This is a genomic window from Mesorhizobium sp. L-2-11, from assembly GCF_016756595.1.
GTDB lineage: Bacteria > Pseudomonadota > Alphaproteobacteria > Rhizobiales > Rhizobiaceae > Mesorhizobium.
Genome location: NZ_AP023257.1, coordinates 6,113,338 through 6,137,934 on the forward strand (window position 1 = coordinate 6,113,338; position 24,597 = coordinate 6,137,934).

Consider the following 24,597-nt stretch of genomic DNA (forward strand, 5'->3'; position numbering starts at 1 on the left):
TGACGTGACGGACCAGCTTCATTTATCTGCCCGGAGCGAGCATGATGGATGAGGCGAACGTCCCTGCGCCCTCCCGACCCAACGTGGCGGAGTAGTGCTCTCTGTTGATCGCGAACTGGGCTGGGCCGAACTGGTTCGGCAGCAGATTGATCTTACCCAGTTCCTCGATCAGGATCTTCGAGGCCGGTTGGGAGCCGTGGCGCCAGCCCTTACCGACGATAGGTCCGATGTCCTGTAGGTCGGGGGGGCCTGCTGGCCCAACGAACGAAGGCGGTCTAGCAACGCCAGGCGCCAGCACAGATTGCGCATCGCTGCTCAACTTAGCCACTGTGAGCGCATTCGGATCAAGCACTGGGTCAAGGCGGTCGTACATGTTTGACGCCGCAGCGTCGGCTGACGATGATGACTCGGGTTGTTGTGTCTGCTCCCTAAGCCTGTCCCCATCCCAAGCTCCCGAGCTCGGCGTAGCTGGGGTTGCGGGAAGCTCCTGCGACGAGCTGGGCTGTGCGCCGCGCTGCGGCGCGGACAACGACGGGGTGGGAGCTTGCATCTGCTCGACGTTTTCGGCGGCAAATTTGAACCCTCTGCGGTCGGGAATTCGCTCAGCGGAGATCGGGTAGCGTGGCCGCTTTGGATCGATGCCGGTGATCCGGAATCGCTCGCTTCCGGTGCGGAACTCGCGTCCGAAGTCCGAAGGGGCCAATCCGAAGTGCTCTGCCAAGAACTCGAACCTGTCTTTTTCGAGATTGAATGCGGTGCCGTCGGAAGCGGGAATGCTGACGCGGAACACGGGCTCGAAGAAGAAGCCGGTATCCGTGCCGCGCCATCCGGCGCCCTCGATGACCAGGCCGTGGTCCTCAGCGATCTTCTGGCAGACTTCGAGCATGCGGGTCTGGATCTCTTCGCATGTCGCTGGCGTCAGACGGGTTATGAGCCTGCCCTTCGTCATTTGCCCTTCCTCACCTGATAGACAGTACCGCGTGAGACGCCGAGATCGCGGGCGATTTGTGTTGGGCCCTGACCCTGTTTAAGCCTTTGCTGGATCGTGTCGCGGTCGATTTTCGGCGGCCGGCCCTTGTATGTGCCGCGCTTCTTGGCGGCAGCGATTCCCTCCGCCTGGCGCTCGCGCCGCAGATTGGTCTCGAACTCGGCAGAGACACCAAGCATGTCAAAGAAGGCCTTACCGGCGGCGGTCGACGTATCGACAGGTTGTTCTGTCGCGGAGAGATGCGCGCCCTTCGTCTTGAGCTTGTCCACGATCATCTGCAGGTCGCGCAGCGATCTGGCCAGGCGGTCAATCCGGGTGACGACAAGCGTCTCGCCAGCATGAATGAAGTCGAGAATGGTGTTGAGTTGCGGACGGCCTTCCAGGGTAGAGCCGCTCTTCTGCTCCTCGCGAATGACCTCGCAGCCGGCGGCCTTGAGCGCGACGATCTGCGCGGCGAGGTTCTGGTCAGTGGTGGAGGTGCGGGCGTATCCGATGCGGGTCATGCAACTGTTCATTTTGGGTGTGCCGGCGCGATGCTCTGTTCATTAACGAAGATTGAGCCCAAAATATACAGGCTTTCCGGTTGCGACGTGTTCATGGGGGGTGTTCAGGCCGGGTATACCCAAATTAGAACACGCCCATCGGTTCCGGTGGTCAGTTACGCCGTCGTCGTGGTTTCAGCTTTCTGGTAACCTCCGCCAGCCACGCGACTGCACCGGGCGTGGCCTGCCAGGCCTGGCCGTTTTCGTCGACGTAGTCAGCTGCCTCATCCTCCCCCCCAAAGTGATATAGCCGTCGATGGAAGCAACCAAAGGCTGCTTGCCGGAAAGGACGCCAGGCACATGGCTGTGCGCGAGCCAGGCCTCCTCGGCAAGCTTGCCGGCGCCCGGATCGTTTTCACGAAAGGCAAGAAGTGCCCGCGTGTAGAGCCATGCAGCAGCGCCATCGTCTTCGTGCTGTTTGAGAAGCTTCCTCAGGGCCTTGATATCGTCGCGCGCCAGCAAATGCCCGGCCAGCACGTAGCGGATGCCCTGATTGTCATTCGGATTGAGCTTGAGCATTGACTGATAATGGTCGATGGCCTCCTGGTGCTGACCAAGCCGCCAGAGTACCGCGGCAAGACCTGCCCGCGCCCGCATGTAGGGGCGCGTCTCGAGAAAACCCCAGAAGCGACCGGCATATTCCTCAAACCCGTCAGGGCCCAGCGCCTCTTCACCCGCCGCGACGCCCTTCTGGTAATAGTCCAGCACTTCCTCGACAGACCCCGCCTCTTCTTCGGCCAACAGCACATAGGCGTCGGCGCACAACGGCGAGACTTTAAGCGCTTTCCGGGCCAGCGTAATACGCTTGCTGCGACTGGTTGCTTCCCAAGCCTCATACATGATGTCTTGCGCAGCGTCCGTCGGGTCGCTCCCACGCCCTCCGCCGAAAAGACCTGCCATGAACCCCTCCATGCCGCGCCGGTCCGGCATCGGAGGCAGAGCATTGTCATTTTCCGGCTTCTTGGATTTCGCCACTGCCTTCTTTCGGGGCTTCTTCGATACAGGCATTTCTACCATTCCCTTCGATGCTTCACGCCGCTTGTTTCTGCTCAAAATCGATCCTGCTGTTCAGGTCGAGGTTGAAGCGGCCATAAGGATTGACGTGCCCGTATCAGCGGCGTCAGGCCGCGATAATCCTCCGGCGTTAGCCGCGCCGACCATTTCGGCTCGCTCAACACCGACTGCATCATGCGCGTGTTCACATAGACAAGCGACGCCTGCAGCAGATGCAGGGCCAGCACCGATATCTCCTGCTCATCGACCCGGTTCGAGGCGATCTCGCCACCCTTGCCGAAGAAGACGAAGCTGTTGGCGCTGTTCCAGTTCTCGATCACATTCAGGCCTTCGTGGATTTCGCGGCGGAATTTCTCGTGGCGCAAATACCGGCAAAGGAAGATCGTCTTGATCGCCCGGCCGAGTTCGGCGAGTGCCTTATAGGTCGGGTGCATCACCTCGGCGCGGGCGAAGCGGCGCAGGATCGCTTCGGGATCGGCTAACCCGCTGTGCATTCTGCTCGATCTCCTCCCAGTTGATGACGCTGGAAAGAATGGGAAGCAGATTGGGCAAGCGCGCAGGCCTGGATGCGGCAGCGCCAGCGTCTGCCGGGCGATCGCCTTAAGGCGTGGCGCCAGTTCAAACCCGAGCAGATGGCAGAAGGCAAAGCCGATCGAGCTCTGGCCGTGGCTGTCGACATACTGCCGCTGGATCTCCATGTCGGTGCAATGCCGAAGCACGCCCTTGATCATCGAAGCAACTTCCGAGGACGAGCACCGCTTGAGTTGCGAGAAGACGCAGGTTGAACCCTTTTCGACGTGCCAGTAGATCATCACGCCGCGACCGCCATAGCGGACATGCCATTCGGTCATAAGGTTGCCGTCCCAGGCGCCGAATTTCTTGGAATCCGAGGCACAAGCCGTGCCGGCTTCGCCCCAGATGGCGGTGTTGCGGATTGCCAGCGTCGCATTGGCAACACGTCCGCAGGCCGCCTCCAGCGCATCCCGATGGATGAAGCGCCGGCCAACATGAAGCAGTTCCTCGTAGCTGACATCCGGGCATCCGGCCGCCACGCGCTTCAGGCCGGCATTCGTGCCCAGCCCGTAAAGACACAGGATCAGACGCCGGTCGAGCGCACCGCGCGAAAGCGCCACACGGGAAGCCGACGTTTCAAAGGCGTCCAGAAAGCCGGTGTCGAGCGCCGTCTCCTTCAACACATCCAGCAGTTCCGTCATCGGCCAACGCCGGCCGATCTCGGCCTTGACCGATCGTAGGCCTTGCGGTTCCGGCAGCGGCTGGAACGGCGTGATCGAGATGCGGTTCTCGCCGCGCCAGAGAATGCGTGCCTTGTCGTTGCGGGGGAGTTCGGCATTCAGCAGCCGCAATTCCCGCTCAAGCTCGGCCTGGATTTTGCGCGTGAAAGCTCGCGCATCCGACGTCAGGTTGAGCGCGTTGTAGTAGGCCGCCCGTCGGCTCTCGAAATCCTTGGGCAGATCGTCGTCCGGATTGCGATAGTGGTCCGCCCCGACCACCCAGATTTCCTTGGCCCGGATGCGGTCGCGCAACTGACTGAGCACGCACAGTTCATAGCTGATCCGGTTGATGCGTCCGTCCTTGCCGATGATCGCGCCGCGGCATTTCGGCGGAATGACGCCTTCGATCGGCACCCCGTTCCGCGGCACCACGCGGCAACCGGTTTCGAAGGCCCGCCTGATCCAGTCCAACGCCCCAAGCACGGGCCGATGCACGGCATTGTTCGAACGAAACTCCAGAACCGAAAGAAGCTTCGGCAGGATTCTTCGATAGTGACCGGCATAGGATCCACGCATAACCTGGTAGATGCGCCGTTCGAGCGTGCCCTTCGCCCGATGCTCCTTGACGATCGCCGCAAGCTTCTCCTTGCCCGCTACCGGAAAGATCACATCGCAGACCCGGCCACCCGGCGCCTCGATCGCGGCACCCGCGATATCGACCAGCAGCCGCTCCTTGCCGTAAACCTTCTCGATGTCACGCGCGATGCCGCCCACCACCTTGCGCTTCGAACGCACCCCGATCTTGTGGATGGTCTCCACCAGCAGGTCGATCATGCCGTCGATGATCTGTGTTTCCCGCATCATCAGGAAAACGGTATGGAGGCCCCAGTTGCCGCCTCGGGGCGTGGCGGCGCATCTCCGACGCTTTTTCGGCGCCGACCCGCCGAACGATCTGATCGATCCAGGTCTTGCCGGCAGCGGATAGAAGATCCCGCGGTAAATCCAGCTTCTTGATGAAGGCAAGCCGATCAGCCAGGGCAAGCATGTTGTCCAGCGTGGCTGCACCCGCATCTCCTTTGATCGTATGGAACCCGGTCGGGCTATCTGGATCGGCCAGCGATGTTTGCATCAGCGCGACCGTTTCCGGGCGAAGCCGATCCGCAACACCGCCAAGAAAGGATTCCAGAAAGCGTTGCCGCTCGGAGCGCACTATCCGCTCCATCTCCTTGCGCGACGGACCGAAAATCTTGCGATCCCGGCACAACAGAAAAACAGCCTCCATCATCGCTGCGACCGATGCTCCCCCAGGGCAAAGCTCCGTCGCTATCCGGCTCGCAAGTGCGGCTCGATCCGCCCGCTTCATCCGGCGGAAACCAAGATGGCGCTAAATCTCGGCGCAATGGCGCCGCCCTGAACGCCCCGAAAAATCATACCGGCAGAGATCTGCCTTGCTGACGCCAAGCTGCTCGGCCAGATACGAAACCGCGTCATCGGGGGCCTCAGCCGCCGCGGTGGTGAAATATCCGTTCGCGGCGAAGAACTTCAGTTGAACCGCCAGTCCAAGCCTCGACCCGGCCGCCTTGACCTTCAAAAAGTCGATGTCGGCAAAAGAGAGGCTCCACGCCCCGGTCAACACCTCGAGCGAAACGCGCAAACCCATACATCCACTCCCTCTTCCAAGAGTGAATTCTCAAGCGCCGACGCCATACCGGTCAATCCGTTCCGGCAACGTTCCACAACTTGGCCAAAATCGCAGCTTGGGGCCGATTAGGCCATGATCGGAGTGTCGATAGCGCAGCCAGGTGGCTGCGGAATCATCCCTCCGTCGAGGTCGTCAGCCGAGACCGCTGCCGCCTGTATGCGCAGGCCGTCCGTGAAGGCGCACCGCAGGCTCACCAGGTGGCCGACCGGTTTCATCTGGTCCAGAATCTTCGTACGGCAATCGAGGAACAGATGAGCCTTAGTGGACGTGCTTCAGGAAGACCCATCCTGTCCGAGGACGCTATTGTCGACGCTGCGACACATCGCCGGCGTGCCCGTCTCGCGCATAGTCCTTACGCCAGGAGGGTCTATCCTACCAGATAGGCGGCGAGCAGCATTGAACCCCACATCACCATGGTGCTTTGAAACGTTCCTTGCCCAATGCTGGAAGTAAGGGAACCGCTGCGGACGGCATCTTTTTCATGATGTCACGCAGCGCGGCTACACCGGCAGCTTCTCCAATCTGGAGCGACTGCTGGGAGCTTGGCGGCGGGCCGAAAGAGTGCGCGCCGATGATGTTCCTTCGATGGCGATCAGCTCGGGACCCGTTCGAGATCCGGATACCGGCCACGCGATTTCGCCAGTTGTTGCCGCGGCGCTGTACATAAAGCCAAGAGGCCTGCTGACGCCTCGACAAGCAAGGAAAGTCGATGCCCTGAAGCAGGGATCTGACGCATTCGCCGAGATGCGACGCCTTGGCAATGCGCTTCAACGGTATCCTTCGGAGCAGGAGGTCGGAAACACTGGCCCCCTAGATCGACGATGCAATCGACTCCGACATCATTCCGACAACAACGCCATCGAGCTGCCCTGGAGCAACGGACAGGCCGAAGGTCAGATCAACCGCCTCAAGACCCTCAAGCGCGCAATGTACGGCAGCCCGCGCGACTGGATGAACCTGCCCGGTTCCCGAGTACATCCGCCACCGTGACGACCGGAAGAAAATTCGAGCTGATCGTAGGCCGCTCGCTGCCTGAAGACGGCGCTCCGCGCTACATCGGTTTCGTCCACGGCTATGATCGCGAGCTGCAACGGCGCATTCTCGACCATCTCAAGAAGCAGGGCGTCCGGGCCAATCAGGATATTACCTTAATCACCGACGGGGGGAAGAAGTCCGCTCGCTCGCGGAAATGATCGCACCGGCGCGAGCATGTCCTCGACTGGTTCCATATCACCATGCGCATCACGGTTTTTCGCCAGTTCGTGCAAGGGCTCGACAACCACGACGAGCAGACCGGACAGGACCTGCTTGCAACCTTGCGCAGGATCAAATGGCATCTGTGACGAAATCGCCGAGCTGCAGCTCGACGCGGAAAGTCTCGACACAGGCTAGCCGAACATGCGCAAGTTCCTGACCCCCAATCGGCGAGTTCCAGGCCTACATCGCCTTCCAACAGTGCCAGCCTGATCAATTACGGCGAGAGCTACCGGGCCGGAGATCGCATCAGCCTCTCCGTCGGCAAAGAGCTGTTCTGGTTCATCCCAGCCATCGAGCTCAACGTCCCGCGTCGGAGCGCTCTCTGCTTCTGGAGGAAGCCATTAGGTCCGCTCGGGCTTGATCGGAGGCTTGGCCGATGGACGTTGTGTTTGCTTCGCTCGGCTGCCGCCCGATGGCGAGGCTTTGCGAATTGTCAGTCCTCTGCCTTTTCGCCGGTCTCAACGGCGCTGTGTAACGTTCAGTGTTGATGACGACGCCCCCGCTGTTCACGCGGTTGCTCCTGTCCAGTGTACTCGTCAGCTTGTCCTCGGCCTCGCGCGTCTTGCCCAAGTGCCGTTCCAACGGCGCTGGCGCGACCTGTCTGGCTTGCTGCTCTTGCAAGGCGGCGTGTTGCACCTGCGACCCGGGTGCTGCCAAAGCTTCGGCAGGGCTTGCGGCAAGCTCGTGCGGCAAGCGCCCCTCTCTCAGTCGGTTTTGCAGCGCCTGCCGATCGGCGACGAGGTAGTTGAGGTGCAGCGGCAGCTGCTGGTCTGGCCGCTCTTCGTTCGCCAATCGACGAACCAGCTCGCGCGTGCCGTCCACCACGAAGACGCCGCAGTCAACAGCGTTTTTCTGCTGCGCCATGTCGGGTGTTACCAGGGTCGCGTCCAGTCTTGTAGCGAGCTTTCGTGCAGGCGCGTCGTTGTATCGCTGTTCATTTTGCTGGATGGAGTCGTAGTGATAGGCGACCGCTCTTTCCGGATCGCGGCGATCTACGAGGAGCAGCGACCAATGGGTGCCGCGGTCAATACCCACCCCATCGTTCACTGGCACGAACAGGAAGTCGGATGGGCCGGCGTTTCGATTATAAATCGACTGCAATGTGCCTCGCGCGTCTTGCTGCTCCATGTGGCGCAGCAGATGGGAGACCGACGGATCGACCAGCCGCGTCCGGGCGGCGAGCGCTGGATCGGCCTGCTGCAGCTGCTGCTCGAGGAATTCGTAATCCCTCTGGATATGTTCGTCGCCCAGCAGTTGGGTGGCCCCGAGCACCGCCCCCCGGGGGAGATTGGACGAGCCTGACGGAAGGGCTTCGATGTGTGCATCGGAGGAGGTGGTCAGATCGACCAACGGAACCCCGAGATGGGTGTCTGAGAGCCTGGCGGTCGCTGGCAAGGCGGGTCCCGGAGCCCTTGCCGGTACTGCTGCCGCTCCAGCTTCCCTTATCGCTCCGCGATGGAGGAGCCAAACGTCGTTGCCCTCCTCTGGCCTCCGGGCGGTGTAGCCGTGGCCTTTAATCTCGTAGTTCCATTCCGGCTTGTCCGCGTCCGGCAAGAGGCCATAATGGTACAAGGAAGAGAGCATCGCCTCTGGGACGCGTTGAGTCCCATGGGAGAAGCCTTTGGGCACGGCGAACGAAACATTTATGGAGTCCTCGATCGCAGCCGGGGGCGCCTCGGACCTTGCTGAGGGCGCGGCCCCCGCATGCAGCCTTCCGATGTGTTCGGACCCTGTCCCTTGAACCGGTACCCCTTGCAATGGCAATTCACCCAATTGCCGCATGGGGGGCTGCATCGGCATGCGGCCGCCTGAATTGCCGATTTCGCTCGGCTGCTGCTGAATGGCGGCGGCTTGCGGCGTATTCAGGGCCCTCTGCCTCTCCGCCGGCCGCAACGGCGCCGTCGAATGTTCATTGTTGATGATGAACCGCTCGGGTGGCAGGAGGTTGCCCTGGTCAAGCGCATCCGGCCAGGGCCGGATCTGCTGTTGGCTGGCAGCCAAGACTGGCGGGGCGGCGGCCTCAACTCCGGCGTGCCCAGAGCCGGCCGCTGCCAAAGCGTCCGCCACGATCCTGTCTGACGCAGGCTTCGCATCGCGAACCCGTTCAAGCGCCCAGCGGAGATAATGGTTGCCTGGAAACAACACCTCGGCGAATTCGATCCGCGAATCATGATCCAGCCCAGAGATCGTCCGGCCCCGCCTGTCAAGCGCCTCAGAAAATCTGCGAAGACTATGACCATAGACAACACGGGTGCTTGGGGCCAAGCTGCTGTCACTGGTCACTTGTTCCAAGACATGCGCATCTGCCTTTGAAGGCACCGTCACTGGCCACCGGCCAGTCGCTGAATAGCCCGGCTCATGATACGCACGCAGGACGTTCAACGCCGGCCTTATATCCCTTATGTCAGTGTCTTTCGGAAAGAAGGTATTGAGGTGATCGACCAGGGATTGGTGATTTTTTAGATCAGTCGCTTGGCCACGAGCACCGAGATCATTCGCCAATCGGCGAAGCGCATTCGAGTATATTCGGAGCGTCGGCGCCCTATGGTGTTGCTGAGCCTCAGCATGGGCGATCGCCTTATCAATCACGTCCCGGTGTTCGTCGGACAAGTGGGGATAGCGGTTAGCCGGGGCACCAACAGTCGCTGAATAGCCCGGCTCATGATAGGCACGCAGGACGTTCAACGCCCTCTTCATATCATCGTTTTTCGGAAAGAAAGCATCGAGGTGATCGACCAGGGATTGGTGATTTTTTAGATCAGTCGCTTGGCCACGAGCGCCGAGATCATTTGCCAATCGGCGAAGTGCATACCTGTATTTTAGGACCGTGCTCTCGCTATATTTTTGCTGAGCCGCGGCGTGGGCGATCGCCTTATCGATAAGGTCGCGGTGTTCGTCGGACAAATGGCGATAGCCGGTGGCACGGGCGCCACTCGCGACAGGTTCGGCTCGGCGCGGCTCGGCCACGTGCTGCTCAAAACCCGCTTGCCGCGCTTGGCCAGCATCCGGCAAGGGGCCAGGGCGGTCCAAGAAAGAGAGCATCGCGTCTGGGACGCGTTGAGTCCCATGGGAGAAGCCTTTGGGGACGGCGAATGAGACGTTTATGGAGTTCTCGATGGCAGCGGGGGGTGCCTCAGCCCTTGCGGAGGGCGCGGCCTCCGCATGCAGCCTTCCGATGTGTTCGGACCCTGTCCGTTGAACCGGTACCCCTTCCAATGGCAATTCACCCAACTGCTGCGTGGGGGGCTGCATCGGCACGCGGCCGCCTGAATTGCCGATTTCGCTCAGCGGCTGCTGAATGGCGGCGGCTTGCGGCGTATTCAGGGCCCTCTGCCTCTCCGCTGGCCGCAACAGCGCTGTGTCATGTTCATTGTTGATGATCACCCGCTCGGGTGGCAGGTGGTTGCCTTGGTCAAACGCATCCGGCCAGGGCCGGATCTGCTGTTGGCTGGCAGCCAAGACTGGCGGGGCGGCGGCCTCAACTCCGGCGTGCCCAGAGCTTGCGAAAGCGTCCGACACGCTTCTGTTAGGATCCTCCGGTCCAGCGGGCATCCCTGGGTTGCCGAACAAAGACGAGGCGGCTTGATCACCCTGCCGCTGCTGAAGCACTTCGCGGAACCCCTGTTCCAGTCGCAGAAGCTCCTCTGGATTGGTTGGCGGCTTGTCAGCTCGATTATCGAACAGCGGCCGCAAGGCCTCGGGAACCTCCGCATTGTGAACCCGCTGCAGCGCGAAGCGGAGTTTCTTGTTGCCTGGAAACAACGCCTCGGCGAGTTCGGTCCGCGAATTGTGATCCAGCCCAGAGATCGTCTGGCCCCGACTCTCGAGCTCCTCAGAAAATCTGCGAAGAAGACGACCATAGACGACACGGGTGCTTAAGGCCAACCCGCTGTCACTGCTTAATTTTTCCAGGATACGCGCATCTGCCTTTGACGGCACCGCCGCTGGCCACCAGCCAGTCGCTGCATTGCCCGGATCATGATACGCACGTAGGACGTTCAACGCCGTTTTAATGTTCTGGTCATTCGGAAAGAAAGTATCGAGGTGATCGACCAGGGATTGGTGATTTTTTAGATCAGTCGCTTGGCCACGAGCGCCGAGATCATTCGCCAATCGGCGAAGCGCATTCGAGTATATTCGCAGCGTGTCCGCGCTCTGGTTTTGCTGAGCCGCAGCGCGGTCGATCGCCTTGTCAATAACGTCCCGGTGTTCGGCGGACAGATGGGGATAGCTGGCAGCAGGGCCGCCAGCAGTCGCTGAATAGCCCGGCTCATGATACGCACGCAGGGCCTTCAAAGCGCTCTTCATATCAACGTCTTTCGGAAAGAAAGCACCGACGTGATCGACCAGGGATTTGTGATTTCTTAGATCGATTGCTTGGCCACGAGCGCTGAGATCATTCGCCAACCGGCTAAGTGCAAACGTGTATTTTCGGGCCGTGGTCTCGCTATATTTTTCCTGGGAGTGGGCGATCGCTCTATCAATAAGGTCCCGGTGTTCGTCGGACAGATGGTGATAGCGGGAAGCACGGGCGCCACTCGCAACCGGGTCGGCTCGGCGCGGCTCGGCCACGTGCTGCTCAAAGCCCGCTTGCCGCGCTTGGCCAGCATCCGGCAAGGGGCCAGGGCGGTCCAAGAAAGGGAGCATCGCGTCTGGGACGCGTTGAGTCCCATGGGAAAAGTCTTTGGGGACGGCGAACGAAACGTTTATGGAGTCCTCGATCGCAGCCGGGGGCGCCTCGGACCTTGCTGAGGGCGCGGCCACCGCATGCAGCCTTCCGATGTGTTCGGACCCTGTCCCTTGAACCGGTACCCCTTGCAATGGCAATTCACCCAACTGCTGCGTGGGGGGCTGTATCGGCACGCGGCCGCCTGAATTGCCGATTTCGCTCAGCTGCTGCTGAATGGCGACGGCTTGCGGCCTATCCACGGCCCTCTGCCTCTTCGCTGGCCGCAACGGCGCCGTCGAATGTTCATTGTTGATGATGCCCCCCTGGGGTGGCAGGTGGTTGCCCTGGTCAAGCGCATCCGGCGAGGGCCGGATCTGCTGTTGGCTGGCAGCCAAGACTGGCGGGGCGGCGGCCTCAACTCCGGCGTGCCCAGAGCCGGCCGCTGCGAAAGCGTCCGTCACGATGCTGTTGTGGTCACCCGGTCCAGCGGGCATCCCTGGGTCGCTGAAAAAAGACGAGACGGCTTGATCATCCTGCCGTCGCTGAAGCACTTCGCGGAACCCCTGTTCCAGTCGCAGAAGCTCCTCTGGATTGGCTGGCGGCTCGTCAGCTCGATCATCGAACAGCGGCCGGAGCGCCTCGGCCACTTGATCATCCTGCCGTCGCTGAAGCACTTCGCGGAACCCCTGTTCCAGTCGCAGAAGCTCCTCTGGATTGGTTGGCGACTCGTCAGCTTGATCGAACAGCCTCCGGGCCTCGGCAAGGTGCTGCTCAAAGCCCACTTGCCGGGCCTGGACCGCTTGCCCCTCTTCCAAGCCGGCGTCCTGCACCTGCGGCAAAGCTGTTACACGGGATGTAATTTTTCGCTGGTCCACACTAGCCTCGCATCAAACTGTATCGTCAAAGTCCTGCGCCAATCCGCGCAGCGGCTCATCGAGTCGAGATTCTGCGGAGAATCCCTCCTCTGCTTCCGTCAAGGGTGCCGGCTCCGGGAGGGCGCCTGTCTGCCTTGCGACTCTTCCGTGTCATATGTGGCATGTCGAGTCGATCCGGAGGATTTGGAGATGCAAATTCCCATAGCCGTTCACCTGTAGTGGAGTTTCTGATCGCCAAGGGACGGGATACGCGAGACGGGCGCTTAACCTTCAGTGTCATCTGGATGACCCATGCTAGGCGGGTTGGCTTACGACAAGCTGACGGGCACCGTAACGTTAACCGGGCATCGATCAAAATGTGGGATCTGGCGGCATGACCAGATTTTCCCGTGATTATCGTCGCCACCGATTTCCGGCGCAGGTGATTGCCCGTGCCGTTTGGCTCTATTTCCGGTTTCCGCTTAGCCTGCGGATGGTCGAGGATATGCCGGCAGCTCGTGGCGTCATCGTCTCTCGCCAGAGACCGTGCGACTTTGGGCTGAAAAATTTGGCAGACACTTTGCCAAATGATATCCGGAAGTGATCGGCCGGCAAGCTCGGCGACACATGGCATCTCGATGAAGTTGCCATCACCATCGGTGGAAAGAAACACTGGCTTTGGCGCGCCGTTGATCAGGACGGGTTTGTTCTCGACGTGTCGGTGCAAAGCCGTCGCAATGTCAAGGCGGCAAAGCGCTTGATGCGAAAGCTTCTGAAGGCCAAGGCCGTTCGCCGCGTGTGATGATCACCGACAAGCTTCGATCCTACGGTGCGGCGAAGCGGGAGATCATGCCAAGCGTCGAGCATCGCTCGCACAGGGCCCGAACAATCGGGCGGAGAACTCTCATCAACCCGGCCCGCGGCGGGAGAGGATCATGAAGCGCTTCAAGTCAGCGCGACATCTTCAGCCTTTCGTTTCCGTACACGACCCGATCGCCAACCTGTTTAACGTTCCCCGCCACGATTGTCGCTTTTACTTCCCGATTTCAAACGTCGAAATGTCATGTGTTGTTTAGGTTTAGACGCTACGAAGGGCACGATTCTTCGCTAACGATTTCACTGCTGCTCAATTTTGCCAAACCTATTGCACAACCGAAAACCGGCTACCGCCGCGTCATACTCCGATGAAGCATGGTTGGCCGCACGCAACTGCGTAACGGCAGCCGGTTCCTGTACGAGTACGACCTCAACTTCCCTTGGGAGCACGAGGTCCGGCTAGAGCAGCGCCGGCCTGTCAAACCCGGAGCTCACTATCCGGCGTGTACGGGCGGCGACGGCAACTGTCCGCCTGAGGATTGTGGTGGACCGGAAGCCTGGATGTGGCAGAGGGACGAGGCGCTCGGGCCTGACCTCCATGAGGATCTCGCCACAGCATTGCAATTCATCACGGAAATCGGCGACACCCGGTCCCTTGCGGTCCTCGATGATCCGGACCGCGCTTGGGAATTACAGGAATTGCTGTTTCGGATCAAAGGCCGAGCTACACTTGTATGGGGCGATGATTGTCAAGCCAGCTCCTACTTCATTTCGACCATCTCCTAGTTCGGCCGATTGGCGACCATCTCCTCGTCCCGACCTATTTCGCTCTGGCTGCCGCGCGCAGTGACGGTCAAGGCTGGGGCCGCAGGCCCGATCGCGCAGCTACCGGGATTGACCACCGGCTACGGCCCCAGCCACCAGGCGACGGAAGACATCGCGATTTTCCGCGGCATGCCGAACCTGACGATCATCGATCCATGCGACGCGCTCGACATCGAACAGGCCACGGAGGCGATCGCGGACTACAAGGGGCCGGTCTACATGCGGCTGTTGCGGGGCAAGGTCCCCGTCGTGCTCGACGAATATGATTACACATTCCAGATCGGCAAGGCGCGGCTGCTGCGCGACGGTGCGGATGTGCTGTTCATTTCCAGCGGGCTGATGACCATGCGCGTGCTGGAGGCCGCGAAGGCGCTTGAAGCGAACCGCATCGACTGCGCGGTGCTGCACGTGCCGACCATCAAGCCGCTCGATACGGACGCAATCCTTGCCGCCGCGCGCCGGGCTGGACGGATGGTGGTCGTTGCGGAGAACCACACGATGATCGGCGGGTTGGGCGAAGGTGTCGCTGGCCTGCTGATGCGCGAGGGCGTGACCCCTGTCTTCCGCCAGATCGCACTGCCCGACGAATTTCTCGACGCCGGCGCGCTACCGACACTTCACGACCGCTACGGGATCTCAACATCAGAGATCGTGCACCGCGTACGCAAGTGGGTGAAATAGATACGAGGTCCTGACGCGTAACCAGGCTTGGGGTCTGACCCTATGGTGCCAATGTGCCCCTGAAACGCGGTTTCTAGCGTGAAGGCGATCCGCGGCATGGTCAGCGCCGGGAATGCTCCCTGACGCGTCGCTCCTGCGACGCTTTCTCCGGCAAGCGATCGCGCGTCAGCCAGGCGAGCATGGCTCGTGAAGCAACGCTCCCCTCGCGCATCCCGGTCTTGTACTCCCTTCGCATGTTCTTGGCGAGCTCGACCAATCGCAAGACAGCACGCTATGGACGGGGCCGCCCCCGCTGTAGTTCGGCGATGACAGATCGACCAAAACGTCGAGCGCGCAGGGCAGCCGAGGCAGCACTGAAGTTCCACACTGCCCTTTATGCGACTTTCTAAGCACATAACGCGAACATCGAGCCCGAAAGCACCGTCTTTGCTCTCTGCCCCAGAAGTCATTCGCGTATCGAAGGATCAGTATTGCGGCACTGTCGGGCCATGTGGAAGTCGGCTTTCGGCTCAGCAGCAAGAAGCCGCCATTCGTCTGACGACCCTATCGGAGTCATCACCCATTTGCGATTCCCCACCAGACTTTCGATGCCAGAACATGACAGGCCACATCGCGGAAGAAGTCGACTAATGGGCTAAGCGCGGCGGGTACCGTTGACCCTACGATTATTCTGATTTAGAACAAATAAAGAACATCACTGATAGGACTTGACGCGCCAATTGGCTGGAGAGCCAATGATGGTTTGTGCTTGATCATTGTTAGCGTGGTTTTTCCAGCAACAAGGTTCTGCCAATTGACGAATCGTAGCACCGAGCCGATACCGGAGCGAAGACGGGGGGCGACGGACATTGGCTGACCTAAATTGGGAAAAGTTGCTCAATGCGCAACGGCGCAAGGATAAGGCCAAGGGCAAGGCCGCCGAGCGCTCCGCCAAAACCGCCGAACACCGGACCGAGCTGGAGCGCGATCATGACCGCATTCTGTTCTCGACACCTGTTCGACGCATGCAGGACAAAACGCAGGTTTTTCCACTGGACCCCCATGACAGCGTGCGGACGCGCCTGACCCATAGCCATGAAGTAGCTAACATGGCACGCAGCTTCGGTACCGCGCTGGTCCACGTCTATCCCGACAAGTTGAATTTGCCCGAAGCCGTAAATGCCGGGCGTAATGTCCCTGCCCTGCTAGAAGCGATCGGGCTGGCCCACGACCTGGGCAATCCGCCCTTTGGTCACCAAGGTGAGGATGCGATCCAATCTTGGGTGAAGTCCAAGGGACCAGAGATCTTTGAAGGGCTGGATGGTGCCGCATTGCGCGAAGATTTCCTTCGGTTCGAAGGAAACGCTCAAGCATTCAGGCTGCTAACCCGGCTGCAGATCGTCAACGATGACTTCGGACTCAACATGAGCTACGCGTTCCTCGCGGCTCTAATGAAATACCCCAGTCCTTCAGATAAGGTGAACAAGTCGGTGCTGGCTCGCAAGAAGTTCAACTTCTTCCAGTCAGAAGCCAACATCGCCAGGGAAGTCTGGGCTGAAACCGGGCTTGCTGAAGGTATTCGGCACCCGCTTACCTTCGTCATGGAAGCCTGTGACGACATCGCCTACTCCGTCGTCGATGTTGAAGATGCCGCGAAGAAGGGGCTCATCAATTTCGACTGTCTCGTCGGCTACCTGACGCACAAGGCAGAGGAGGACGAGGCCGTTCTCAAGGTAGTCGAGAAGGCCAAGGAGCAGCACCAAGAATTCCGTGAGAAATCCCTGTCGGCGGCAGAGCTTGACGACATCACAATGCAGATGTTTCGGGTCAACGCGATTGGTGTGATGATCGTCGCAGCGACAGATGCGTTCGTGACAAACCTGGACGCAATTATGGCCGGCACGTTCGACAAGGAACTGATGGCAGTGTCCAAAGCGGCACGCCTATGGCGTTTGCTCAAGGAATTCGCCGGCAAGCACATCTACCCGCACCGCCAGGTGCTTGAGGTTGAACTGACGGGCCATCAGACGATTCACGGACTCATGGACATCTTCTGGGCAGCCATCACCAACCGGAAAGATCCGCTGGATATCGCCTCGAAGCGAACATCGCCCCTTCACAGCTATGTCTATTCCCGAATTTCGGAGAATTACCGCCGCGTCGCTGAGGCTTCGGACAACCGCATGCCTATCCGCTATCGTGAACTGCAGCTGATGACGGACATGGTGTCGGGCATGACGGACGGCTTCGCGATCTCGCTGCTGAAAGATCTGCGGGCACGGGGCGCGGCATGACCACATCGCAGCATATGCTGGACCACGGTCTCAGCTCGGACATTGCCGACTTCATCCGAGGGCCGCAAGGGCACGATATCGGCGATCTTATCGACCGTCTGAGTCCGGTCGGGGATTGTGCGATCTTCGGCGGCCTGCCACGCGATTTCGCCCGCGACGGCCGCAATTCCTTCAGGTCGGATGTCGATGTCGTGGTTGACGCCGTCCCTGGAGCATTGGCGGCGCTGCTCGGGCAATTGGGCGGTGAGCGTAATCGGTTCGGCGGGTATCGCTTGAAGTATGGCCGCTTCGACTTTGACGTCTGGGCCTTGCAGACGACATGGGCGGCCAGCAATGACTACGTCGCGGTCCACTCGCTGACTGACCTAGTCAAAACCACGTTCTTCGATTGTGATGCAGTCCTGTTCCACTGCCGCACGCTGGAGATCACCCGGTCCGAGCGATTCTGGGCGAGCATCGAGCATGGCATCGTCGATATCAATCTCGAGGCCAACCCCCACTACATCGGCACGCTTGCGCGCACCTTGCGCATCCTGTTCGATTGGCGGCAGCAGCTCACGCCTCGGCTTGCCAACTACCTGGCAGAGGGTATTGCGCGTAGCCGCAACGAGATCCTGGACTATGCCACGCATAACGGTCTTGGCCTAGCGTCTGGAGCGGACCTCGATGCCGCGATTTCGGCGCTCTACGAGCACGGTGTCGGAAAGACCCTCCTCGAGTGCAAGTCGGTATCGACCGCGCGTCTACCGACCCGGGCGTTGGCGAGCCACCCCGAGGGTCCGGTACGCAGGCGAGGACGGCCGGCTTTCGTGATTCCAGATACTAACCCTTGAAGTTGGTCTTGAAAGAAGTCGAACCACAACCCTGCAGTCACAGCCTCGGCTCCGGGCCGAAGAGCTTGAAGATTCGGCGTTTTCTCCGCGATGGTCGAAGACGATCTCTTGCTTCGCGATGCCCAACTGTCTGTCTGAGACCGCAAAGAGAGCAAACGGAAGCTGGGAAGCGATCAGGCCGGTGCTCGGCGCAGTGCCGCTGGCAAGCTCCGGCACTCGACAATCTGGTCACCAAGAAGGTCTGCAATCCAACCATGGTGTCGCTCCGGGATTGCCATCCGTGCATCCTTCAGGCCGCTTATCACGGCCTTTGCGAGACGTTCGTTTCCGAGCGCTAAAAGGACGCGATCAAGTCGCAAAAGGTCCACCGTGGCGAGCAGCTGGAGAGTTGGAAAGCGATGAGTGGCGATGCGAATTGCTTTGCGTTCATCAATGATTGCCAATCCCTGAGACGATACGGCGAGGGCCAATGTCGCCGCCTCACCGTCATCCAGAGTCGTCTCCGCGGTGCCACTGACCAGGCTTTCAAATATCGCCCCGCTCTTTTCGTCAAACTCAGCAAACTGCAGCAATTCATCCTGTACCAGCCGTTGAGCGAGGTCGGCGTCATTGCGCCCGCTAATCCGATCATGGATGAGCTCATCTCTCACGACCGTACTTGCACTCAGCTTGACATTCAGTGACCGAATGATCTCATGCGCAGCGCCAGTGGCATTGAGATTAATAATGACGCTGGTGTCAGCAACTAGGTTCGGTGGAAGATCACCGGAGAATTGAGGTCGCCGCATTGGCCCCACTTTCCTCGGCATCAATATCACTTAGCAAAACGCGCACCTGGATCCGGTCGATATGAAGGAGCCGTGCAATTTGCCCCTCACTAAGGAGCCCCCGCTTTGCCGCCTCATATGCCATCAGGCCTGTCTTCAGCGACACTGGTCTGGCCGCGTCGTCTTTCAGGCTATCACTCCTCGAAACGTCACCTAACACTTGCTGTGCTTGCTCATCCGTAATGTTTCCGTTCTGAACGAACCAATCCCAAGTTCCTCTTTTCGTAAGTTGGAGCTCTTCAAGGCGCCGGACAAGCGCTTCGCGCGAAACATGGAAATAGTGGGCAAGAACGATCACGTGCCGGCGAGTGAGGCTCGTAGCACCCGCCGTAACTTCAGCAAATTTCTGCCGAACAGCCTGCGCCGGCGTCAAGAAGCTCCTTGCGAAGGCATTGGCATATTTTTCCTCGCGCGAACTCTCCAGTTCGTCGATCTCATAGACCTCTGCGTCTCCGCGCGTAGCTACTAAATGACCAAGCTCATGTGCGGCCGTCTGAGTGCGCCGATCGATTGGATGGTTCGCATTTAAAAGTATGCAGGCACCCACCTTTTCATCATAGGCGAACAAGCCGGAGATTTTCGCCGCTAGGCGTCGAGCGTAAACACGGACACCCATCTGCAGCTCGAGCAGAGTGACTATATCTGCGATCGGCGCAAGCCCAAGACCGAGCCAATGGCGAAGTTCCAAAGCGTGTTGTTCTGCCTGTTGGCGAACGTCGCCAACAAGGATGCGTCTTTCAGGCGGCAGGTTGCGCGCATATTCGACACCGAGCAGAGCCTCAAGCTCAACCTCAGCCCTTACGAGTTGCGCCAAAAGGTCGGCGGCTTTCGCAACCGATGGCTCTTCGTTTTCGGTCAGCTTCCTAAATCTTGGCGTTAGCTCGACGTGGACCGCTTCCTTGCGGAGCAACGCGTTGGTGTTCGTGTCTAGGAACCCTGCCAGCCTCTGCAGCTCCCCGATCTTTGCGCGCCGCGTACCCTTTTCCATCGCAACTAGGGTAGTGCGTGCCACACCGATTGCCTCTGCAGCCTCTGCCTGGGTTTTGCCCGCACTTTCACGCGCGATCCGAATTCTCTCACCTACTTCCACTAGTGAGAGCTGATTATTGGCCTCACTCATCGCTGTCAGGCCAACCACCGAGCGACGAACGATTTGGGTCCGAGATCTTTCATGAATGCCTTCCATTCAAGTTCATGCCGTTCAAGCAGGCCCAAGAGCTGGCCTTCCGCATCCGCATGCGACATGTCCAGTACTTCGGACAATTGCCACGCGTGACGGCTCATGCGTTTCCGATAGGCGGGTGAAGAGCCCAAATCAGCCAAATGATCAAGGTGCAGTGCGCCGGCGATGGCATACTGCTCCATTGCCCCCGTTATTTTGTTAAAATCCTTGGCAGCTCCCCGAGCAAACTTGGGGACTGACAAGTCCTCCCAGATGTAATTCTCTTTTGGCTCGTCAACACCGGCCGCATGAAAGCTGAGCCTGCGAAGCATACAGGCAGCGCAGATGCCGCAGTGGCGCCACTTGTGATCTACGGAGGAATTACGGTTTTGCTGCCAGCACGATCGCGTCTCGATCCACTCCTTCGGCTCGATGGGAAGAGCCGCGAACTCGCGAAGCGTCTCGCCCTTCGTTTTCCACAAGTGCGGAAGCCGATAGGCGACACTGTAGTCAAAAAGCGCAGCGAACAAACGCTCCATCTTAGTGAGAAAGCGTGGGTGGTTTCTGTAGTCCTCGTAGCCATGACTGGTTTGTACCAGCGAAGGCCCGAGCGCGCCCTGACCGCTTTCCGGCATGACGATGTCATGAGTTCCGAGCAGATAGGCTGCGATCGCGCTCAAAAGAGTAAATTTGAAGCCGCGGCTCCGAGCGGAGGACTCGTTGAAGCCGTCTGGTCCAGGTTTGACCCTGAAGGGAATGTTCAGGAATGGAAGCTTTCGAGCGTCGCGACAGGGGCGATCATCTTTTTTCGAGCCCACCCTGATACGGATCAACCGATCCGGGCGCCCTCCTGCCGAAAGCAAAGCGCTCACCGCCCGCGAATCCAAACCATCGCTGAACGGCGTCACTATGCGCGTGGCATCACCAAATTCCAGACGACTCTGCTGACCGACGTCTTCCTCGGGCGCCCGCTGGCGCTGGTAGAAAGAGAGGCTCCACTCATCGCCAGTTAGAAATTTCAAAACGGAAACGAGCGCCGCGATGACCTCGGGTTCTTGCCAGCGAGCCAAATCATGGACAGGGACAGCTAAATCGAACTTCCGCATCCAGCCCCATGCCGAGCGCTTGCACGTCTTGTCGCAATATTCAACTGCAGCGCTCAGGACCAAAGTGTCGAAGATACGAGTGTCCCAATTCTTCGTACGGTAGTCGTCCAAATCCTTCATGTTGAAAATGATGAATTTGCCAATCTCGACCGGTTGCCAACTTTCCTTGGCTTTCCCGCCGGCCTCAATAACGGCAACCTTGAGTGCGGGGCATTCCCCTTGAAGAACCTTCATAGGGAAACCCCATCGTCAAGACCGTTGCGCGCGGCGGGAGTTCTCGTGATGGCGACCGTGCTGTCACCGAAAAGCGAACGAGCGATACGGGCGAACGAGCCGTTCTCGTTCATTCTAGCGCTGACTTCGCCCATGCGATTGCGGATAGTGCGGCTTGCGCCTGGCCCGCGCTCGACGAGGTAGTGCTCCTCAGTAGTTCGCGCGTTCGCATGCAGACGCTCGCTCAAGGCCGTGACAATCCCGTCCTGGACCGCATCACGTCCTTGCAAGCCTTGCTGGACGGCCATTTGGGTGCACTCGATCGCGTTTGCGGCCAGTGGATGCACCGTCGGATCATCGCGCAGCTCCTGCAGCTGACGCTGCAATTCATCCGGCTGCCTGCTGAAAAGATCGCCACCGTCAACAATGTCAATCAGCTGCCTGATCACACCGCGCACTTCCATATTGGCGTCCTGAACTAGCGCGGATTCGGTCGCTTCGCAGACCTCGGAGATAGAAAATGCCGGCTTGTACGCCCATTCAGCGACACGCCGATATTTAGGACGCAGTGGCAGGCTTTTATGCGGACCGTCACTCACTAGAATCTCCCCAATGTCAGAGATGTTGATATTTTTTTCTGACATTGTCAATGTGCGGCGATGTGTATTAATCAGCGATGACCGCTAGAGGTGGATTTGTCACGATACCCGCGCCACACATCACGCGGGTAAGCCGGCAGTCTCTCTGGAAGCTCGCCATGACCGACCAGACGCCCGCAACGAAAAGCTTTCGGCGCCCTATACTGTGCCGCGGACGCAAGCAGACCGGCCTCACGCAGGGCGCGCTGGGCAGCAAAATCGATCTGCGCCTGCCGCGCCGCAAGGGCAGTGAAAGGACATCGAGGACCTTTCTGATGTCTCGGAGTGCGCACCTAAACAACATAGCGCTCCTCCCATCCTTTCGCGAATGCAGAGCGGCTCTTGCGACAGCCAGAAGACAAGCCGCCTCCATACGATCTGGACAATTCGGACGATCCGGACTATGTCTATGTCATTTAGAAATGGAGGCCGCCATGGTCGCAACAGTTCGAAAATCTGGAACAGGCGTGCACGTTAATGTGAGTAGCGCGGCCGTCGCCGACATTCTTGACGTGTTAGCACGGCACAATCCAGGAATCTCCCGATCGGCGCTAAAGGGCAAGAGCAAAATGGTAGCTGCGGTCACTGCGGCAGCCGTCCGGCTTTCGGAGGAGAACCAGCGTCAGATTCTGGTCCATGAAAAGGATCTTGCCCAGGCAATGGAAACAGTGGTCGCGGATCTCGCTGGTCGAGGCGACAGCAGACTGATTAAGCTCGACATTGAAAGGCCTGTTGAGGTCAGCCACGGCGCGGGACTCGGCAACGTAGTAGATCTTGAGGAAGGTCGGCGAAGGGTCGCGGAATATGTAACAGCGGTTCGCCTTGAAGACTGGGCCGGGCCGGTTGCAGGGCCGAGCGATATTGAGAAGGCCTTTGGAACAAGAAGATCCACACTCCATGATTGGCAGAAACGGGGAGCCGTCATCGGCTTGCTGAAAGGTGAACGAAAGCATGTCTTTCCCTTGGCACAGTTTGTGGACGGCCGGCCGGTCAAGGGGATGTCTGAAGTCACCAGCATCATCCGTAATTCTCGCGCGGCCTGGCAATGGCTTATTCAGCCGAAGCCCAGCATCGGGGGCGCTCCCCTCGACCTTCTCAAGGCTGGACGGGTGAACGAGGTTGTTGCGGCCGCCGAACGTGACTTCAGCTGATCGTGAAGCTTGATCCCAAGACAGTCGCGGACCTCGCTCTCGAATTTCAGCCGCGTTCATACCTACGCGTGATGCGCGCCGCGCATATGGCGACGCCGCTGGGGATGGGTTTTGGACACACACGCTTCTCAAGTCCGGATTGGACGTTTCAACTCGTCTACATCGCCCGCGACCTTGCAACGGCAATTGCCGAGACCATCGTCCGGGACAGGTTCGAGGGCAGGACGAAGCGTGTCCTTGATCAAAGCGAGATCGAAGAGTGGGCCGTAGCGGAGATTACGGCGACTTCTCCGCTTACGGTACTCGATCTGCGGACCACGGGCCTCCTCAGGTTGGGAGTCAGCACTGACGCCGCTCGAGCCAAGAAGCACCGGCAGGGGCGACAACTCAGCGCGGCGATTCATGGCGCCTTCGCGATTGACGGCCTGCTCTATGCATCCCGTCTCACGTCCGCCGAGTGTGTGGCCGTTTACGATAGAGCCATTGAGGGAAAGCTGGACGCGTCGCCAGCAATAAATCTCGTGCGGCACCCAGACCTGATAGCAGCTCTGCAGTCTATTGGCCTCTCCCTTCGGGGAGGTGCCTGACGATGGCCGGGAACGTTACGTCGGTGAATTTCTCGGGACGTTTCAAGAAGCTGAACGGAACCGTCGCACTGACCGCAACGCATGCGGACATTATCCGGTCACTGCTGACGGTGGGGTATCCGAGCCGAAGGGCGGCCGTGCGCGTCGTGGGTAGGTGGAGGCAACGAATGCTGGTCGCGATGGCGACTGGCTATCTCGACAATGCGCTAAACACGACGCTTTACTTCCGCAATCTCGAGCAGTCGGAGAAGGTCGGTGTTTCCTTCCTGCTCGGCGAGGCATTCACCCACTGGTACGCGCAGGACAGGATGAAGATTGAATATCTCGTCCATGTGGGTGGGCTGTCGAGTTGCTCGTGGACTTCACCGGCTACTCCGCTTGCCCCGAAGACGGGCGCGTCCCCGCCAGCCGCAAAGAGCCGTCCCGATTTCATCGGCATACGCCGCACCGAGAGTCATGTCTTCGAAAGCAAGGGCCGGATTCGGCGGCCGACGGCAAGTGCTGTGAGCAAGGCGCTCGTGCAAGTGTCCGCCCTTCATTCGGTCAATGGCAAGGCGCCAAAGACCCGGTGTGCAAGTTTCTTCATGCTCAGGAGCGCTGGTACCGAGGGGTTCGTGTCCGACCCTCCCGGTAATGGAGAAGGCAGCGCTGTCAACTTCGATGTGCTAGATGCGCTTGCCAAGGCATACTCCTTCTTCCTGGACGAACCTACGACGGATCTGCAGGCAGAAGTTGTTGACGGATATGTTGGTCGCGAAATTGAAGACGGTGTTTACTTCGGCCTTGACCAGAAAGTCTTTGCTGCCATCCTAGAACGCCCCGACAGTGAGCAAGAACGCAGCCGTCGGACAGCTGAGATCTTCGAAATTATAGCCGGCAGGTTGCAATCGTACGAGGGTCGGAAAGAGCGGAACGTTTCGCCTGGTCCGGACGGAACCATACTCATCGACCGTCGATCGCGCCCCCGCAGCAGACAGCGGATAAATGCAAAATAGCAATTGCAAGGCTGGGCCCGAGTCGCCCTAACTGCATGGAGAACGGTCGATGATGCCATCTTACCCTGTCGGAATTGGTTGTTACTCTCCTTGCCTTACAATTTGATAAACACGCTTTCTGGACAGTTCGATCTGTTCGACCTTGATTCCGGCTATAGGAAAACACCGCGACGCGTTGCTCCGGCTCGGCCTGCGCGGAAACAGCCTAATGTTGCACCGGAGGCTGAGGATG

The 24,597-nt window shown here is 59.5% G+C and carries 17 protein-coding genes and 4 pseudogenes; 10 read left to right on the forward strand and 11 right to left on the reverse strand.

What is annotated here, in order from left to right; genetic code table 11:
- Nucleotides 1-22: 22 nt before the first annotated feature.
- The 6 genes from JG739_RS35625 to JG739_RS29115 form a co-directional block, all read right to left on the reverse strand.
- A complete protein-coding gene (locus JG739_RS35625) occupies nt 23-949 on the reverse strand; it encodes a hypothetical protein (RefSeq protein WP_010913958.1) in 927 nt (308 codons plus the stop codon).
- Nucleotides 946-1,491, reverse strand: a complete 546-nt coding sequence (locus JG739_RS29095) for a recombinase family protein (RefSeq protein ID WP_202308621.1) — start codon at nt 1,489-1,491, stop codon at nt 946-948. The genes JG739_RS35625 and JG739_RS29095 overlap by 4 nt, the downstream gene beginning before the upstream one ends.
- A 174-nt stretch (nt 1,492-1,665) precedes the next feature.
- Entirely contained in the window at nt 1,666-2,583 is a 918-nt protein-coding gene (locus JG739_RS29100) for a tetratricopeptide repeat protein (RefSeq protein WP_202364454.1), read from the reverse strand.
- Nucleotides 2,580-4,640: a Tn3 family transposase gene (locus JG739_RS29105; protein WP_202364455.1), complete on the reverse strand. Its 2,061-nt coding sequence runs from the start codon at nt 4,638-4,640 to the stop codon at nt 2,580-2,582. The genes JG739_RS29100 and JG739_RS29105 overlap by 4 nt, the downstream gene beginning before the upstream one ends.
- Nucleotides 4,531-5,061 carry a hypothetical protein gene (locus JG739_RS29110; protein WP_202364456.1) on the reverse strand — a complete coding sequence of 177 codons (531 nt, stop codon included), beginning with the start codon at nt 5,059-5,061 and terminating at the stop codon, nt 4,531-4,533. Before JG739_RS29110 ends, JG739_RS29105 begins: the two co-directional genes overlap by 110 nt.
- 99 nt (nt 5,062-5,160) lie before the next feature.
- Nucleotides 5,161-5,436 carry a DUF4158 domain-containing protein gene (locus JG739_RS29115; protein WP_010913953.1) on the reverse strand — a complete coding sequence of 92 codons (276 nt, stop codon included), beginning with the start codon at nt 5,434-5,436 and terminating at the stop codon, nt 5,161-5,163.
- A 116-nt stretch (nt 5,437-5,552) separates the two neighbouring features.
- Here JG739_RS29115 and JG739_RS29120 point away from each other — a divergent pair.
- Both JG739_RS29120 and JG739_RS29125 read left to right on the forward strand, forming a co-directional pair.
- A pseudogene (locus JG739_RS29120) lies at nt 5,553-6,414 on the forward strand (transposase); the annotation flags it as partial.
- A gap of 6 nt (nt 6,415-6,420) precedes the next feature.
- Nucleotides 6,421-6,986 (forward strand): annotated as a pseudogene (locus JG739_RS29125) (ISKra4 family transposase); the annotation flags it as partial.
- Nucleotides 6,987-7,032: 46 nt separating this feature from the next.
- Here JG739_RS29125 and JG739_RS29130 read toward each other — a convergent pair.
- The gene (locus tag JG739_RS29130) at nt 7,033-12,243 is read right to left on the reverse strand and encodes a Ulp1 family isopeptidase (RefSeq protein ID WP_446720578.1); all 5,211 of its coding nucleotides are present in this window, start codon (nt 12,241-12,243) and stop codon (nt 7,033-7,035) included.
- A 409-nt stretch (nt 12,244-12,652) separates the two neighbouring features.
- Here JG739_RS29130 and JG739_RS29135 point away from each other — a divergent pair.
- The 5 genes and pseudogenes from JG739_RS29135 to JG739_RS29155 form a co-directional block, all read left to right on the forward strand.
- Nucleotides 12,653-13,277, forward strand: a pseudogene (locus tag JG739_RS29135) (IS6 family transposase); the annotation flags it as partial.
- A 172-nt stretch (nt 13,278-13,449) separates the two neighbouring features.
- Nucleotides 13,450-13,860 (forward strand): IS1096 element passenger TnpR family protein, encoded by a 411-nt coding sequence (locus JG739_RS29140; protein WP_202323984.1) that lies wholly within the window; start codon nt 13,450-13,452, stop codon nt 13,858-13,860.
- A gap of 90 nt (nt 13,861-13,950) precedes the next feature.
- Nucleotides 13,951-14,580, forward strand: a pseudogene (locus JG739_RS29145) (transketolase family protein); the annotation flags it as partial.
- An 848-nt stretch (nt 14,581-15,428) separates the two neighbouring features.
- Nucleotides 15,429-16,853 (forward strand): dGTP triphosphohydrolase, encoded by a 1,425-nt coding sequence (gene dgt / locus JG739_RS29150; RefSeq protein WP_202364458.1) that lies wholly within the window; start codon nt 15,429-15,431, stop codon nt 16,851-16,853.
- A 14-nt stretch (nt 16,854-16,867) separates the two neighbouring features.
- Complete coding sequence (locus JG739_RS29155) at nt 16,868-17,686, forward strand: hypothetical protein (RefSeq protein ID WP_202364459.1); 819 nt, start codon at nt 16,868-16,870, stop codon at nt 17,684-17,686.
- 173 nt (nt 17,687-17,859) lie between these two features.
- On the opposite strand, the gene JG739_RS29160 is transcribed toward JG739_RS29155, so the two are convergent.
- From JG739_RS29160 to JG739_RS29175, 4 genes are read right to left on the reverse strand one after another with little or no spacing between them, the layout of a single operon-like run.
- Complete coding sequence (locus JG739_RS29160; protein ID WP_202323987.1) at nt 17,860-18,474, reverse strand: hypothetical protein; 615 nt, start codon at nt 18,472-18,474, stop codon at nt 17,860-17,862.
- Entirely contained in the window at nt 18,449-19,699 is a 1,251-nt protein-coding gene (locus tag JG739_RS29165) for a helix-turn-helix domain-containing protein (RefSeq protein WP_342215816.1), read from the reverse strand. The genes JG739_RS29160 and JG739_RS29165 overlap by 26 nt, the downstream gene beginning before the upstream one ends.
- On the reverse strand, nt 19,639-21,015 hold the full coding sequence (locus JG739_RS29170) for a 7-cyano-7-deazaguanine synthase (protein ID WP_202323989.1): 1,377 nt from the start codon (nt 21,013-21,015) through the stop codon (nt 19,639-19,641). Before JG739_RS29170 ends, JG739_RS29165 begins: the two co-directional genes overlap by 61 nt.
- The gene (locus JG739_RS29175; RefSeq protein ID WP_244749621.1) at nt 21,012-21,638 is read right to left on the reverse strand and encodes a hypothetical protein; all 627 of its coding nucleotides are present in this window, start codon (nt 21,636-21,638) and stop codon (nt 21,012-21,014) included. The genes JG739_RS29170 and JG739_RS29175 overlap by 4 nt, the downstream gene beginning before the upstream one ends.
- Nucleotides 21,639-22,066: 428 nt before the next feature.
- Here JG739_RS29175 and JG739_RS29180 point away from each other — a divergent pair, with 428 nt between their 5' ends.
- From JG739_RS29180 to JG739_RS29190, 3 genes are read left to right on the forward strand one after another with little or no spacing between them, the layout of a single operon-like run.
- Entirely contained in the window at nt 22,067-22,783 is a 717-nt protein-coding gene (locus JG739_RS29180; RefSeq protein ID WP_202323990.1) for an antitoxin Xre/MbcA/ParS-like domain-containing protein, read from the forward strand.
- A gap of 2 nt (nt 22,784-22,785) precedes the next feature.
- Nucleotides 22,786-23,370, forward strand: a complete 585-nt coding sequence (locus JG739_RS29185) for an RES family NAD+ phosphorylase (RefSeq protein ID WP_202323991.1) — start codon at nt 22,786-22,788, stop codon at nt 23,368-23,370.
- 2 nt (nt 23,371-23,372) lie between these two features.
- Nucleotides 23,373-24,365: a hypothetical protein gene (locus JG739_RS29190; RefSeq protein WP_202364460.1), complete on the forward strand. Its 993-nt coding sequence runs from the start codon at nt 23,373-23,375 to the stop codon at nt 24,363-24,365.
- Nucleotides 24,366-24,597 lie beyond the last annotated feature (232 nt).

Bases quoted from the DNA above. Each gene is read 5' to 3' on its own strand.
- JG739_RS35625 (WP_010913958.1), bottom strand. From the start codon at position 949: ATGACGAAGGGCAGGCTCATAACCCGTCTGACGCCAGCGACATGCGAA.
- JG739_RS29095 (WP_202308621.1), bottom strand. From the start codon at position 1,491: ATGACCCGCATCGGATACGCCCGCACCTCCACCACTGACCAGAACCTC.
- JG739_RS29105 (WP_202364455.1), bottom strand. From the start codon at position 4,640: ATGATGCGGGAAACACAGATCATCGACGGCATGATCGACCTGCTGGTG.
- JG739_RS29110 (WP_202364456.1), bottom strand. From the start codon at position 5,061: ATGATGGAGGCTGTTTTTCTGTTGTGCCGGGATCGCAAGATTTTCGGT.
- JG739_RS29115 (WP_010913953.1), bottom strand. From the start codon at position 5,436: ATGGGTTTGCGCGTTTCGCTCGAGGTGTTGACCGGGGCGTGGAGCCTC.
- JG739_RS29140 (WP_202323984.1), top strand. From the start codon at position 13,450: ATGGTTGGCCGCACGCAACTGCGTAACGGCAGCCGGTTCCTGTACGAG.
- JG739_RS29155 (WP_202364459.1), top strand. From the start codon at position 16,868: ATGCTGGACCACGGTCTCAGCTCGGACATTGCCGACTTCATCCGAGGG.
- JG739_RS29160 (WP_202323987.1), bottom strand. From the start codon at position 18,474: ATGCGGCGACCTCAATTCTCCGGTGATCTTCCACCGAACCTAGTTGCT.
- JG739_RS29165 (WP_342215816.1), bottom strand. From the start codon at position 19,699: ATGGAAGGCATTCATGAAAGATCTCGGACCCAAATCGTTCGTCGCTCG.
- JG739_RS29170 (WP_202323989.1), bottom strand. From the start codon at position 21,015: ATGAAGGTTCTTCAAGGGGAATGCCCCGCACTCAAGGTTGCCGTTATT.
- JG739_RS29175 (WP_244749621.1), bottom strand. From the start codon at position 21,638: ATGTCAGAAAAAAATATCAACATCTCTGACATTGGGGAGATTCTAGTG.
- JG739_RS29180 (WP_202323990.1), top strand. From the start codon at position 22,067: ATGGTCGCAACAGTTCGAAAATCTGGAACAGGCGTGCACGTTAATGTG.
- JG739_RS29190 (WP_202364460.1), top strand. From the start codon at position 23,373: ATGGCCGGGAACGTTACGTCGGTGAATTTCTCGGGACGTTTCAAGAAG.